This window comes from uncultured Butyricimonas sp., from assembly GCF_959596855.1.
Lineage (GTDB): Bacteria > Bacteroidota > Bacteroidia > Bacteroidales > Marinifilaceae > Butyricimonas > Butyricimonas muris.
In genome coordinates this window covers 21916-35207 of record NZ_CAUFYA010000008.1, presented here as the reverse complement: position 1 = coordinate 35207, position 13292 = coordinate 21916, and the positions used below count along the sequence as shown (strand labels likewise).

The following is a 13292-nucleotide window of genomic DNA, read 5'->3' as shown; positions in this document are numbered from 1 at the left end:
TTCGGCGAGTTACAAGTTACAGGTTCACAGGTTACAAGTTCATTTCAACCACATGAATTTTACCGTTCCTCACCACATTATATATCATTAAAACCAGTAATCATTCAATCTAAAATTTAAAATCTAAAATCAATTATCGGTTCCACCCGAACGGATGTTTCGCCAAAGGCAACTTTGCCAACGGGTGATAATCACCTTTCAAGCCGATCGGGGTAGCGTGCCGGATATCATGCACGATACCGATACAATTCCGGGCTTCCTCGATGCGGAATCCGTTACCCGCCAGAATCTGACGGAAACTCTCCGTGTGCAACTCCGTGAATCCTTGACTAAACTCGAATTCTTCCCCCTCGATTTGTATCGAGCGGAATGTCCGTTTCTCTCCCTGCACGGCATTCTCCGGCAGATTATCGGCGTTGATACTCAAGAAATAACGTACCCGTGCTTTTTCCAGTCCCAAAAAACCTGCTACCCGGTCGTGACTCATCACGTGCACGATATTCTCTTTCACCGGACCGAATATCCATGATAACATATCATAAAAATGCACCCCGATATTCGTGGCCACCCCTCCGCTCTTGCGTTCATCGCCTTTCCAACTCGTGTAATACCAGTTCCCCCGGGAAGTAATATATGTCAAGTCCACGTCATATACTTTATCTTTCGGTCCCTCGTCAATTTTCTTTTTCAACGCCTTGATTGAATCATGCAAACGCAACTGCAAAATCGTGTACCCCTTGTGTCCCGTTTCCCGCTCCACGTCTTCCAGTGCATCTATATTCCACGGGTTCAACACCAGCGGTTTCTCGCAAATCACGTCCGCCCCCAACCGCAAACCGTAACGGATATGCGCGTCGTGCAAATAATTCGGTGTACAGATAGAAACCATGTCCACCCGATCGGTCGTTTTCTTCAACTTGGAACAATGCCTGTCAAACAACTCCATCTCCGTGAAGAAAGAACAGTTCGGGAAATAACTGTCCATGATTCCGACACTATCAAACTTATCGTACGCTGCCACCAAATTATTCCCCGTGTCTTTGATCGCACGCAGGTGTCTTGGGGCTATATATCCTGCTACACCGAAAATTGCAAAATTCTTCATAATCTACTTTTATTTTATACCGTCCACCTCATGTAAAATTGGGACTTTCAAAGTTATAACTTTAATAAGTTTCTTCAAACGAAACCAAAGAATTTGAAATAAAAAAAATCCATGCACCCTGCATGGATTCTTTAACCCCACTATTTAATGATTAAAAATCATACTTCTGGTCGTATCCCCGCTCGTGGATATTAATACCCTCTTTCATCCACCGGGGCATAGGTTCATTCTTGAGATAGTGATTGAAAAATTGTTCCATCCGTATCGTCCAGTCCTTTTGTGCCGGGCGTGCATTCAAGAAATGACCTTCCCCGACATAATTCAACATCCATGCCGGACGTTGCAGACGTCGCAAGGCAAGAAAAAGATTTCTACCGTCATAATAGGAAACAGCCCCGTCCTTATCACAATGGAAAATCAACACCGGAGTATGTATCCGATCGGCAAACAACAAGGGTGAATTCTCGATATACCCCTCCAGATTTTCCCACAAGGTAGTCCCCATGCGACATTGCCAATCCTCGTACATCAACATACAAGGAACACCGCTTTCTTCCCGGATCCCGGTATAGACAGAGGTCAGGTTGATCAAAGCTGCCCCGATATTCACGCAGGTGAACATATCGGTTCTCGTCACCAGATACGCGGTCTGAAACCCCGACCAACTATGTCCCTGCAAACCTACCCGTTTCGGATCAATGATTCCTCTGTCAATCAAAGCTTTTGTTCCGCTCACAACTGCATTGTAAGAACTTTTCCCCGGGTTGCCTATCTCAAAATAAACATCCGGCTGAAATACAATATATCCCTTGCTGACATACGTGGGGATGTCAATCATAGCGTGACTCAATCCGGGCACGGGATGAAGGTGCATCTCGGGAGTATGGGTTTCATAGAATGCCACTATCGTCGGGTAACTCTTGTTCTTGTCGTAATCATCCGGTAGATAGAGTAATCCTTGATTGGCTTTCCCGTCATAATTCGTCCACTCCACCTGCTGCACTGTTCCCCATTTATAATCGGCCCGTTGCGGGTTGACATCCGTGACCTTCCGCATCTTCCGGAATGAGGGATCGGTAATCCACAAATCCCGGTCTTCATAGTAATTCTGTTTCGTGCACAACAACGTATTCCCGTCGGCAGACTGTTGTGTAATCGTCAACATAAAAGCACCTTCAATCTTAGGTGCAAGTTTTCCGGACGGGGACAACGCCCAAACACCCGTATTCTTTGTCGTCCAATCCGTAGACATGACACGATTCTCTCGCTCCATATCCACTTGAATAATATCCCAATCGATATTAAACAAACGGAATATCGTATTACGTTTACGCCCCTCTTCATGCGTCCAGCAATACGTCTTTTCTCCGGTCAAGTCTACCACCCAAATATCGAAACGATCATAAACAAGAAGCCGCCTCCCGTCCTTACTCCATCCCGCTATACCGTAAGGCGGTGCAGGATTCGGGCGATCATACAATTCGTCGTGTAACGGGTAAGGAATTTCATCGGTTAGCACCCTGCGGTTTAACGTACCCGGTTCCAGTACCACCCATGAACGCTTGCCGTTATCGTAATAGAGTAAATAATCCCCCTTGGGACTCCAGTAAATCCGGCGAGTCAAAGCTTCCGCCACCAATTGGTGCTCCGCGGTAACCAGATTCACCAGATACAAATCAAAACGAGTGTCATGCAGCCAGTCCCGCTTGTTCAGATAAGGCTTTTCATCCTTCTCGTAAGCATAAACAGGAGCATCCGTATCAGGCATATACAATTCTGGGTGACCTGCCTCACAAAGTTGTATACACCCGCCGCCCTCCGCGTCCGATATAAACCGTTCGGGAGTGGACACGGCTGGACGATACCCGCTTATCGCTTGTTGCGAGGGAATCACCGGATCGTTCCAACTCCAAAGTTCAAGGGTAAAACCCTCGTCTTTCTCCCCCTTGGGCTTTGCAGCTTTCGGAGTTTTGTGTTTCTCGAATATAGAACGTTTCGATTTTCCCAATTGTCGCACAGACCGCATATTCACGTCCATTACTTCTATCCGGTCCGCATCCAGAAGTTCCGTCACCCGTTTGTCTTTCAATGAAAAAGTATAATATCCTTTCTCACCTTCATCCCCGGCAAAATAAAATCCGCCGTCTTTTCCCCACTCGTTGAAATAAAAATGCTCCAACCGTTTCGTGGTATCCCGATACAGGCATTCGTACTTGCCCGCCTTATTCCGTGAACCGAAATAAATCGTATGGCTATCGGCTTCCCGCTTCAGGTAGACAATCTTCCAATCCTTATCGTAAAGGCAATAAGTGCCGACACCCGTCAAAACCAGACTATCATTCGTCTGTATATTTTTCACAACCAGCGTATCATTCGTTTGATACGCGGCCAAGGGGATAACGGAATTGAGTTCCACACCCTCTCGCAGACAGACCTCCTTCTTGTTCCGCAAACAACGCACCACACGAATCACATCGTCACCTTCCTTCTTACCGTAAACAATCCACTCGCCCCCTGTAAAAAACTCGGGAGAATCCGGACACTCCAAAGTGCTCGTTCTCCCGGTTTTTACATCATAGAAATAATAAATATTTCGGGCAACCTTGTTTGCCGCATCATTATCGAAATACATGTACCGGTACATTACCCACTTCCCGTCGGGCGACAACTTGTAGCTGTCAACCCTCCGCCACTTCCGGTAAGCCTCTTCATCTAACACCTTTTTCTGCGCTAAACAGGAAAAGGAAACTAAAAACACATGAATAAAACAGAAAATAACGATATATGATAAACGGCACATAGTCTTTTACTTTTGAGGGGTTACTCGTTCTTTGATAATTTTGGTGTTCAAATACAGGAACGCGATACGCGGCGGTCCGGCACTCACGAGCAAAGAGAGGCTGTCTGAGCTCAACTGTGTAATTTTCTCTTTCGTCAAGTACTCTTCTCTCGTTCCGTCATCCTCGATACTTTCCCCCTTAATGATCAGATACCCCTCCTGAATCTCCCAAGTTTTCAGATCCAGACTAGGGATATTGATACTTTCACAAATACCACCTTTCTTGAAACGGAATCCCTTCAATTCTCCCGTGGACTGGTAGGTGTAAGGATTACACCACTCTCCAAGCAATTTCTTTTCCATTTCCTTCTGGGGGTCTGTGGCACATGCGACAAACAGGAGTGTCAGACCGATGTAGATTAAATTCTTCATGTTTCTAAATTTAAGATTTTACTTTTAATACACATCTTAATTACACGACCTACACGGAAAAGGATTAACACCATTCGAAAAAAAATCACGAGGGCGGAAAATAAAATGTTCTCCGCCCTCGTGATTTTAATTACAGCCCCTCAGCTCCGGACTATTCTTTTATCCATTTTTTCAATTTATCATTCCCGAACGTGTTAGCCAAAAACGGTAATCCCAACACCACACCTATTCCGGCAAAACCACCCAAGAATGTAAAAAGCACACATATCAACCCTCTTTTGGGTTTCGAGCGTTCCACGGGAACCACTACCGGCTCAACAACCGTTAATATAGGGGTTGTTTCATTCACGGCGATTTCAGCCTGTTCCAATTGCTTCGCCAATTCCGAGTATACACTATAGGCAAGATTATACTCGTTAGTCAACATATCCTCCCTCGTCTTGGCCACAGCCGAAACAAATCCTTTATTGGCATCCCGGAACTTGGCAAGTTCATCCTGCCTTACCTCGTAACGTTCTTTCGCCTTATCATATTGTTTTTGCACGAAGTCCAGATTCGACTGCACCTTCTCAATCTTGAAACGAGTAATGTACTCTTGCAACAACTTCTGCGCTTGTTGTGCCAACTGTGCTACGGCCAAAGGCTCAGGCATAGAAGCAGACAACTGCACGTATCCGTCTTTATCATTCACGTTCAACGAAACAATCTTATCCAATATCTCGGCTACCTCTTTTTCATCCTTCGAAAGCGATTGAATCGCCGAGCCTTGCTCCGCCATAATTTGTGTTGTATCTTCCCCTCGAATAGCGCCGATGATTACCCCCGGCAAACCAATCGTGTACTTTTTAACAACCCCGAAAAGACTGAATTTTTTATACTCGTCTTTCGTGTAATAATCAAACAAAGTGATAGGCTGTTCGTACTCCTCGAATTTCAAAGGTGTTGCCATCAACTCCTTTTTAAAAGGAACACTTGCCAATATCTTGGGATAAATCGTCGGGGCAAGAACTTCACCCCCACCCATGGAACCCAAATTAATACCCACCATCGAAGCCAAACCACTCAATCCGCCACTTGCTTTCTTATCTCCCACTTGCGGAACCATTGTACACCCTGCAGAATACTCTTTCGGACTAAAAAGAGCAACCAGCACACCTATCACCATAAAGACAACCGTGATCTTAATGATTAACTTACGGTTCTTCCACAATTTCCGGATGACTTCCACCAAATCAATCTCTTCATCTTGCGGAATCTGATTTGTCTGTCTTTTTATCTCCTGTTCCATACTACTTCGTGCTATTAAGAATTGATGTAACCATAGCGGCAATAGAAGTCGTCGAAGAAGTCAGACTTAATATTTCAGGTAAACCCAATCTATTCTTTCGCTCCAACTTCATCGGGACTATAATCTCACATCCCGGTTCAATTTTCGGATTCCGTCCCCCTCTCCGTACCGCCAATGTCCCATTCGGATAGATCACGTAAGCCCTACGCTTTTTAGCGTTCATAGCATATCCTCCGGCATTATCTATATAATCTCTCAACTTCATTTTATTCTTGTATGTAACCGCATTCGGGTACATCACCGCTCCACTGATTTTTACCGTATTCACAAAATTAGAAATATGCAAAACATCACCCTCTCGAAGTACCAAATCATCCTCTCCTCCCGGATTAGCCAAAGCTTTTTCCAAGTCAATACCAACAAAATAAGTCTGAGCTAAATCCAAACTTTCCATAGATATGGAATCACCTTCCGTAAATTTTGCCAACTTTTGGGCTGACGCCATCCTCATTCGTTCATCCTGATTCATCCGACGCTCCAAACGAGCGCCTCTCAGGTAAGCCTTGGATGTTATTCCACCGGCACGTGCCACCAAATCTGAAAGCCTATCATTAATAGATGTTTTCGCGTACGTCCCCGGATAAAGTATCTCTCCGTCAACCCTCACGTTCTGTTGCTCCCGGTATCCCGGCGAACGACGCACGTAAATCTCATCAAACGGTTCCAGAACGAAATTCTTAATACCATCCACCATCAACCCGTCCTTCAACGCGAACGTGAATAATTCCGCCTCTTCTGGTGCCTCGGTCGTACTTTTCGGTGATTTTATTCTTCGGGAAACATCCACTCGTACCTCGGATGCCGACTCCAAAAGTCCCCCGGCTTGAATAATTGCATCCTCTATGGTCATATCCTCCACGAAATTATATTCTTTCGGGTTCTTCACTTCTCCTCGGATTTGTATCACGTAACCTTCTCGCAAAGCGGTTTTCGAGGGGACATACAACACGTCATTCTTCCTCAAAATAATATCCTCAACTTCACCTTTTATAAATTTACCAAGATCTATTGCAAGAGCTTCACGAGTTAAATCTTCTCTCTCACGATACAATATAGCCCGATTCAAGAAAGCATCCTCTCTTGGTCCCTCGGCTATCGCAAGCAAATCCTTCAAAGTCACAATCATGGGGTTAATCGCATAATCCCCGGGACGGAATACAGCACCGGTTACAGAAACCTTATTTTCATATTTATTCAAAATTGAATCAACTTTCACGACATCCCCGTTTTCCATGATAAAAGAAGGGTACTCGTCACTAAAGAGCGTAAACATTTGATATTCGGTATCACCTTTACGACTCACGTTCAAATTCTTTTTATATGCGTTACTGGAAAACCCACCTGCGTACTCCAACAATTGTTCCAAGCTTTCGTCATTTTTCAATTCATAACGCATCGGACGTTTTACATTTCCCGAGATCGTCACTATTTTTTGGTACGTACCGATATTTATCAAATCACCATCCTGCAAGGTAATATCAACACTATCATCACCCTTCATTATATATTCATACACATCAATATGTTTGAACGGTCTCCCGTTTCGGTACAATATTACATCTCGCAACGTTCCGACATTACTCACCCCACCCGCAGAATATAACGCATGAAAAATAGTTGCTAACGACGGCAACGTGTAAGTTCCCGGCATAACGACCTCACCCATGACATTCACCCGAATACTTCGTATTTGCCCTAAAGAAAGCTTTAAAAAAGTCTTCGGGTCACCCGATATTAAATCCGAATAAATTCGCCCGAACACATTCGTCAAATAAGAAGAAGCTTCTTTAATCTGCTTACCATTCAAATAAATCGGTCCAATTCCCGGCACGTTAATATTCCCTTCCGGAGAAATCACTTGACGGATTGTAGTTTCCGAATTTCCCCAAATATCAATAATCACCTCATCTCCCGGTCCCAACTTGTAATTATCCGGTGTCGGAATATTCAAATTTGGTTCAAAAGTAAGATTCTTATTACTAAAAAGGTTCCTTCCGAAAACACTCGTTTTATTACCTTCAGTGACCAACACTACATCCCGGTTACCGACAGAAATAGTTTCCAATCGCTCCCGTTTTCCCTGTGCCAAACCACCTTGAGTAGCCTGATCTTTCTCGTAATGTTCTTTAATTCGCAAAACCTGTTCTTTAGTTACCCCCTTTTCTGCCAACATGACCACAATCTCATCTTGACTCTTGCCTTGAGCCTGTGCCTCTTTCACAGCTTCTACCACCTGTGTATCTGACATTTGGGCAAAAGCAAACCTCGATACGCCAAGTATTAGTACGATCAATATTAAAAATCTCATATTACTTTTTTTGAATGTTTTTACGCAACCATCCTCTCGGTTTACAGCCAAACCGCCCCCTCACGGGGCAAACCGTAAACCGAATAGCCGGATCGACCGCAAAGATACTGTATTAATTGAAAATGAAAAATGAATACGCGAAAAATATTACTTCTCTTCCAATAAAGCGTAATATTTACGACGCAACGGAAGATAAACCGCCACAAGCACCACCAAACTCACGATAGCGTAAAAAAGAGTATACGCCGGAGCATATTTCAAAACAAGCAAATACCCTCCCCCGACAAGCGCCTGTGTTGCCATATAAAAAAAAGATACCGACAAATGGGGAATCTTCGCCTCGTTAGCCAACAATTGATACAAATGCTTCCGATGCGGTTGTCCTATATTCTCTTTCAACATCAAACGATGAATAATTGTCAACACACCGTCAACCCCGTACACGCCCAATAAAATCAACACCGAAATCTCCCCCGTGCGCATGATAAAAGTCCCTAGCAGGAAAAGAAGTATAAAAGCAATAGCAACAGCCCCCACGTCACCGGAAAAACACCTCGCGCGAGTCCTGAAATTATAGAAATTAAATACCAACAATGACAGAATAACCACCGGAATAAAACCCGCGGGCGCAATCTGTATTACCCAAGCGTTTATCCCCCACAAAGCCAACAGTACAACCAAGCTATATCCCCCGGTAATCCCGTTGATGCCATCCATAAAATTGTATATATTCAGAATAGCCAAGCAAACGAACAAAGCCACAATCACGTATCCCCACGAAACCTCGTGCACCCCCAACTGCAACAACAAAAGCAACAAAGCAAAAGTCTGCACCAGCAAACGCAACTTCGCCGAAAGCGGATGCATATCATCCATAAAACTCACTACCGCCACCAACGTCAACCCGCACAAAAACCACGGGGCGAAAAAACCGAAAGTCAACCCGTAAACGAGCACACCCAAATAAAAAATCACCCCGCCTCCTCGCAGGGTAATTGTATGATGGGAACTCCTCTCGTTAGGAATATCCATGATTTTGTATCTTTCCGCTATTTTAAAATAAATGTTCTCCATCACAAAAAGTAGAAGGAGAACAAACCCGTAAATCCAGTCTATCATTTCCTTTGCTTGAACGATTCAACCATCTCACGAATCCCGTCTTCCAAAGTATAACGAGGTTCATAACCGATAGAATTTAAAGCCAATTGACGATCTATCACAACATCACCCCACAACTTCTGATAAAGATCCGGGCGAATTTTCTCAACCATTCTCAAAAACAAAGACGGGGAAGGTAAATTAATCGTGTGAACACCCAACTGTTCAGAAATCACCTCTATAACATTACGTGTTGAATAGGGTTCTTTATCTGTCGGGTAGAAAATACCTTCAGCCTCTTTCTCCACGGTTAAATGGATAAACTCTATCAAATTCTTCACGTTAATAAAATCACGACGATTCCGAGCCGAACCGAACGGAAGCGGTATATGACGATTCACCAAACGAATCAAACGCATCATATTTCCCGGAGCCATACCACCACCATAAGCCATCGGGGGACGAATAATCACCGTCTTGAACTCGTGCTCACTCATCGCCAACAACTCCTTATCAGCTTTCAACTTAGAACTTCCATAATAAGTCCTCGGCATTTCCGGTGTTGCTGTAGAAATACGACTGGCAGTACCAAACACGGCAATCGTACTCATTTGAATAAATTGACGAACGCCTGCCTGACGGGCTTTCTGAGCCAACACGCAAGCCATACGATAATTCACCTCATCATAAAGTTCCTGATTCTTCTCTTCCGGACGGTGTACGATAGCAGCAAAATTAATTACCGCGTCAAACCCGACGAACGACTCCACAGGCATATCCCAAAACGCCTTTACCACGATTTCCTTATCGTATCCTGTAGGACGCCGACTATAACAAGTTATCGAATCCACCGACTGGTAATTCCGAATAAACTGTCCAGCGATAAAGCTACTCCCTCCAATTATCAATATTCTTTTCATTCCTCGATCTATTTAAACGGCATAAAATCTTACTTTGTCCATTTTATGGACCCTAAACAATCTCCTTAACGCGTTATTCATTTTACCCGAAAAACGCCTCCTCGTTTTCCAAAGCTTGTTTACGTCGTGTAGACCTTAAATGTTTGATTTGTATTCATATAATTAATAATAGTGTGTTGTGTATGTTGCTTTTTACTTTCAAGATGCGAAGATATGATAAAGGTTGCGTCAACAACGTGAGTTTTTTTGTTTTTAACAAATCCTTAACAAGTCAGCAATATAATCTTATTTTTTGTCTAAAATATTTCGCAATAAAAAACGATTCATATATTCATTCTCCCCGCATTACACAACTACACCCTTTAATATAGTACCCATCATTTATTTCTCATAATAATTTGTTCTATTAGAAAATGTCCCACTTCATCAATTTCATTAAAGTGAACAACTTTAGGCAAAATCACCCCAAAAGCATTCTTCACCTTTTCCACTAAAACATCCGTGTATACCAAATTTCCATTAATAACATTTTCAATACCATCAAGAGCTATTGATTCTCTATTAGCTTGCCTCATCCGGGACATCGAAAAAATACTTTCATCAAAATAAGAATCGACATTCTCCCCATCGATAATATAAGGATACCCTCCTATTTCCCCCTGTACCCCCGGTGAATGTACTTTCATTTTCTTCTTTAAACGTATAGCTTCCAAGATCGTATAAATGATATCGAAATTACTCGATGCATTCATCATATTTCTCTTTTGATCCACAGGCATCGCAATTGCACAGTGTTTAAAAATCTCCGATTGCTCGATCTCCACGTTATGACCTTGGTACTTAACATCCAATAAAATTTTTTGCCCTTCAGCCTGTCCCTCCTTACTGATCACAACATCATGAAAATGACTAACAGCCAAAGTAACATCTATATCATTCAAATTGGTAATTTCACATTGTTCTCCTACATAAAATTTAATCCGCGGAATCAAATGATTCAAATTACCACTACCGAAATCAGGATATAATTTACCGGCAGATTTTAACCAAGGAATCACAGCATCAGAATATGAGGTATTAATAACAATTGCATGACTTCCAGCAAGCTCACATCCTTCCATAATATTACGGGCATAGCGTATTGAAAGTGGTGTCCAAATACCATACGCTCTCAAAGTATGCCAAGATATACTACCATACTTTAAACCTGCATACACCCTACTACTGTTAACGATAATATCCGGCTGATAACGGGCTATTGTTTTTGTAATGGAATCTATATGGTCTAGATCACAAGCACCATCTACCGTGATTTTACTCCTTAGAGCCCCTCGAATCACAGCTGCCGTTCGCACTATATTAACATCTTGAATTAATTTATCCAAATTTCTTCCAACCACAACAATTTCCATCTTTTCATCTTGTAATCCAACAAGATAGTCTAGCAAATATCCCCCAACACTTCCAAGTCCCATGATCATCACTTTCACAACACCATCAGCCTCCAGCTTTTGCCGTAGCAGATTTAATTTATCATTTGTCGCTTTCATTCGAATTATCATTTTCAATTTTAGAATATATCTTTAAATAATCAGCCACAGTATTACAGTTTTCCCATTCCTCAATAACACAAACAGATATATCATGACACTTAATATTACCATAATATCCTTGTATTATCTCCAAGTTTGTTCCTTGCACCTGTTGAGCAGTCAATTCCGAAACAACACCCTTCAATTTTGGAAAGTTCAAAAATTTCCAAATCTGGGCAGAATTATAAACAGCTCTAAAAGCCACCGGAATATTCAACAACTTATGACTTACATCGTAAATATAACGCACAAGATAATCTTGATCTACATATAAAACAACCGCTTTATCAGCCAAGATCAATTCCCTATTCACTGTTACAACATCTTTTTCAGACCTTAGCACGTTTTCAAAACTTTCAGAATCAAAAAACAAATCCCCCTCCACGAAGATCACTTCATCCGCCCAACTAATAGCCTCAATACCTTTAATCAAACTATAGCTGGAGCCATACGTGTTATACTTATCATTATAGACTAATTTTATCCGAGCCCTAAATCTCTGGCAAAATACATCAACATATTCTACTAATTTATCATACAGATATCCTCCAACAATAATATATTGATCTACTCCATCAGCTTTCTGAAGAATTTGATATAATAAGCTATTTTCAGGTTTATCTTTATAATAAAGACATTTCAAGACCTCTTCTTCCGTATCCCGATTAAAGCGGGTAGCTGTACCTGCAACTGTAATGATTATGGCTTTCATTCCTTACATTCTTTACCTAAACACATATCCAAACCTTGCGAAAGTTTCACAATAGGCTCCCATCGGGCCCTTTGCCTAATTTTTTCAGTATTCAAAATCCTGCGTTCCGGATCTGAAGCCCGGTAACCTGAAAACAAAATAGCAGGTTCTTTAATCCCTAACTTAGATGCGATTAACTCTACCAATTCAACAATAGATATCTCCTCGTCTGTTGCCACATTATAAACAGAACCATCCAACGCCTCTATAGAACCCAACAATGCAAGTATAGCCCGACAACTATCAATATTATGCAAGAAAGAACGTTTATTTTTCTTCGAATTTTCCAATAACTCAACTTCACCTTTGTTCTTCAAACTTGTTATAATATGAGGAATGATATGCTTGGGATACAACTCATGATCACTATAAACATTAGCAAACCGGATAGAGCATCCTTTAATCAGTCCCCTATCAACCGCATCTTTCATGAAAAACTCCGTCAACAACTTCCCTACAGCATAACTTGTACGTTGGCTATGTTCAGCCGTAGCCAATACTAAATAATCACTCTCTCTCACCCCTCCGTTTTCGTTCCACGATTGCATCGAATATACCTCTGAGGTAGAGCAATTAATATAGGCTTTAGCTCCTATTTCTATTGCCTGATCCAAAAAATTCTTCATGCCAGTAACATTTGTCATAAAAGTATTTTCAACTTTATAAAAATGCTCGGTATGAACAACAGCAGCACAATTTATATAAAAAACATCACAACCATCCTCTACTGCTTCAAGAGCAATTCGACCAACCATCTCCATCTGCTTCGCATCATTCAAATCGTATTGAAAGAATTCAAAATTCTCCCTACCGAGTAGATCACGAACTGAATCAATAGAACTAGCAAAAAAATTGTCAAAACCCACTACTCGATTTTCCTCTTTTTTTACTAATTGACGAGCCAACTCATTTCCAGTCATCCCCGTCACCCCACTTATTATATATGCATTCTTTTTCAT

The 13292-nt window shown here is 42.1% G+C and carries 10 protein-coding genes; all 10 read right to left on the bottom strand.

From position 1 onward, the window contains the following. Window positions 1–133: 133 nt before the first annotated feature. Entirely contained in the window at window positions 134–1105 is a 972-nt protein-coding gene (locus Q5866_RS05340; protein WP_099293597.1) for a Gfo/Idh/MocA family protein, read from the bottom strand. Window positions 1106–1256: 151 nt separating this feature from the next. After that, window positions 1257–3905: a S9 family peptidase gene (locus tag Q5866_RS05335; RefSeq protein WP_303179327.1), complete on the bottom strand. Its 2649-nt coding sequence runs from the start codon at window positions 3903–3905 to the stop codon at window positions 1257–1259. A gap of 6 nt (window positions 3906–3911) precedes the next feature. Next, the gene (locus tag Q5866_RS05330) at window positions 3912–4316 is read right to left on the bottom strand and encodes a lipocalin family protein (RefSeq protein ID WP_099293599.1); all 405 of its coding nucleotides are present in this window, start codon (window positions 4314–4316) and stop codon (window positions 3912–3914) included. Between the two features lie 151 nt (window positions 4317–4467). Further along, window positions 4468–5604: a Wzz/FepE/Etk N-terminal domain-containing protein gene (locus Q5866_RS05325; protein ID WP_186976336.1), complete on the bottom strand. Its 1137-nt coding sequence runs from the start codon at window positions 5602–5604 to the stop codon at window positions 4468–4470. A 1-nt stretch (window position 5605) separates the two neighbouring features. Further along, the gene (locus Q5866_RS05320) at window positions 5606–7972 is read right to left on the bottom strand and encodes an SLBB domain-containing protein (RefSeq protein WP_303179325.1); all 2367 of its coding nucleotides are present in this window, start codon (window positions 7970–7972) and stop codon (window positions 5606–5608) included. A 147-nt stretch (window positions 7973–8119) separates the two neighbouring features. Beyond that, window positions 8120–9091, bottom strand: coding sequence for a glycosyltransferase family 4 protein (locus tag Q5866_RS05315; protein WP_303179323.1), 972 nt, complete (start codon window positions 9089–9091; stop codon window positions 8120–8122). After that, window positions 9088–9990: an NAD-dependent epimerase/dehydratase family protein gene (locus tag Q5866_RS05310; protein WP_303179321.1), complete on the bottom strand. Its 903-nt coding sequence runs from the start codon at window positions 9988–9990 to the stop codon at window positions 9088–9090. Before Q5866_RS05310 ends, Q5866_RS05315 begins: the two co-directional genes overlap by 4 nt. Before the next feature lie 377 nt (window positions 9991–10367). Beyond that, entirely contained in the window at window positions 10368–11540 is a 1173-nt protein-coding gene (locus Q5866_RS05305; protein ID WP_303179320.1) for a hypothetical protein, read from the bottom strand. After that, window positions 11524–12294 (bottom strand): DUF6564 domain-containing protein, encoded by a 771-nt coding sequence (locus Q5866_RS05300; protein ID WP_303179318.1) that lies wholly within the window; start codon window positions 12292–12294, stop codon window positions 11524–11526. The genes Q5866_RS05305 and Q5866_RS05300 overlap by 17 nt, the downstream gene beginning before the upstream one ends. Beyond that, window positions 12291–13292 carry an NAD(P)-dependent oxidoreductase gene (locus Q5866_RS05295; RefSeq protein ID WP_303179316.1) on the bottom strand — a complete coding sequence of 334 codons (1002 nt, stop codon included), beginning with the start codon at window positions 13290–13292 and terminating at the stop codon, window positions 12291–12293. The genes Q5866_RS05300 and Q5866_RS05295 overlap by 4 nt, the downstream gene beginning before the upstream one ends.

What these genes read in the sequence shown, in the direction of transcription:
- Q5866_RS05325 (WP_186976336.1), bottom strand. Translation starts at nt 5,604, where the DNA reads ATGGAACAGGAGATAAAAAGACAGACAAATCAGATTCCGCAAGATGAA.
- Q5866_RS05315 (WP_303179323.1), bottom strand. Translation starts at nt 9,091, where the DNA reads ATGATAGACTGGATTTACGGGTTTGTTCTCCTTCTACTTTTTGTGATG.
- Q5866_RS05335 (WP_303179327.1), bottom strand. Translation starts at nt 3,905, where the DNA reads ATGTGCCGTTTATCATATATCGTTATTTTCTGTTTTATTCATGTGTTT.
- Q5866_RS05300 (WP_303179318.1), bottom strand. Translation starts at nt 12,294, where the DNA reads ATGAAAGCCATAATCATTACAGTTGCAGGTACAGCTACCCGCTTTAAT.
- Q5866_RS05295 (WP_303179316.1), bottom strand. Translation starts at nt 13,292, where the DNA reads ATGAAAAAGAATGCATATATAATAAGTGGGGTGACGGGGATGACTGGA.
- Q5866_RS05340 (WP_099293597.1), bottom strand. Translation starts at nt 1,105, where the DNA reads ATGAAGAATTTTGCAATTTTCGGTGTAGCAGGATATATAGCCCCAAGA.
- Q5866_RS05310 (WP_303179321.1), bottom strand. Translation starts at nt 9,990, where the DNA reads ATGAAAAGAATATTGATAATTGGAGGGAGTAGCTTTATCGCTGGACAG.
- Q5866_RS05330 (WP_099293599.1), bottom strand. Translation starts at nt 4,316, where the DNA reads ATGAAGAATTTAATCTACATCGGTCTGACACTCCTGTTTGTCGCATGT.
- Q5866_RS05305 (WP_303179320.1), bottom strand. Translation starts at nt 11,540, where the DNA reads ATGAAAGCGACAAATGATAAATTAAATCTGCTACGGCAAAAGCTGGAG.
- Q5866_RS05320 (WP_303179325.1), bottom strand. Translation starts at nt 7,972, where the DNA reads ATGAGATTTTTAATATTGATCGTACTAATACTTGGCGTATCGAGGTTT.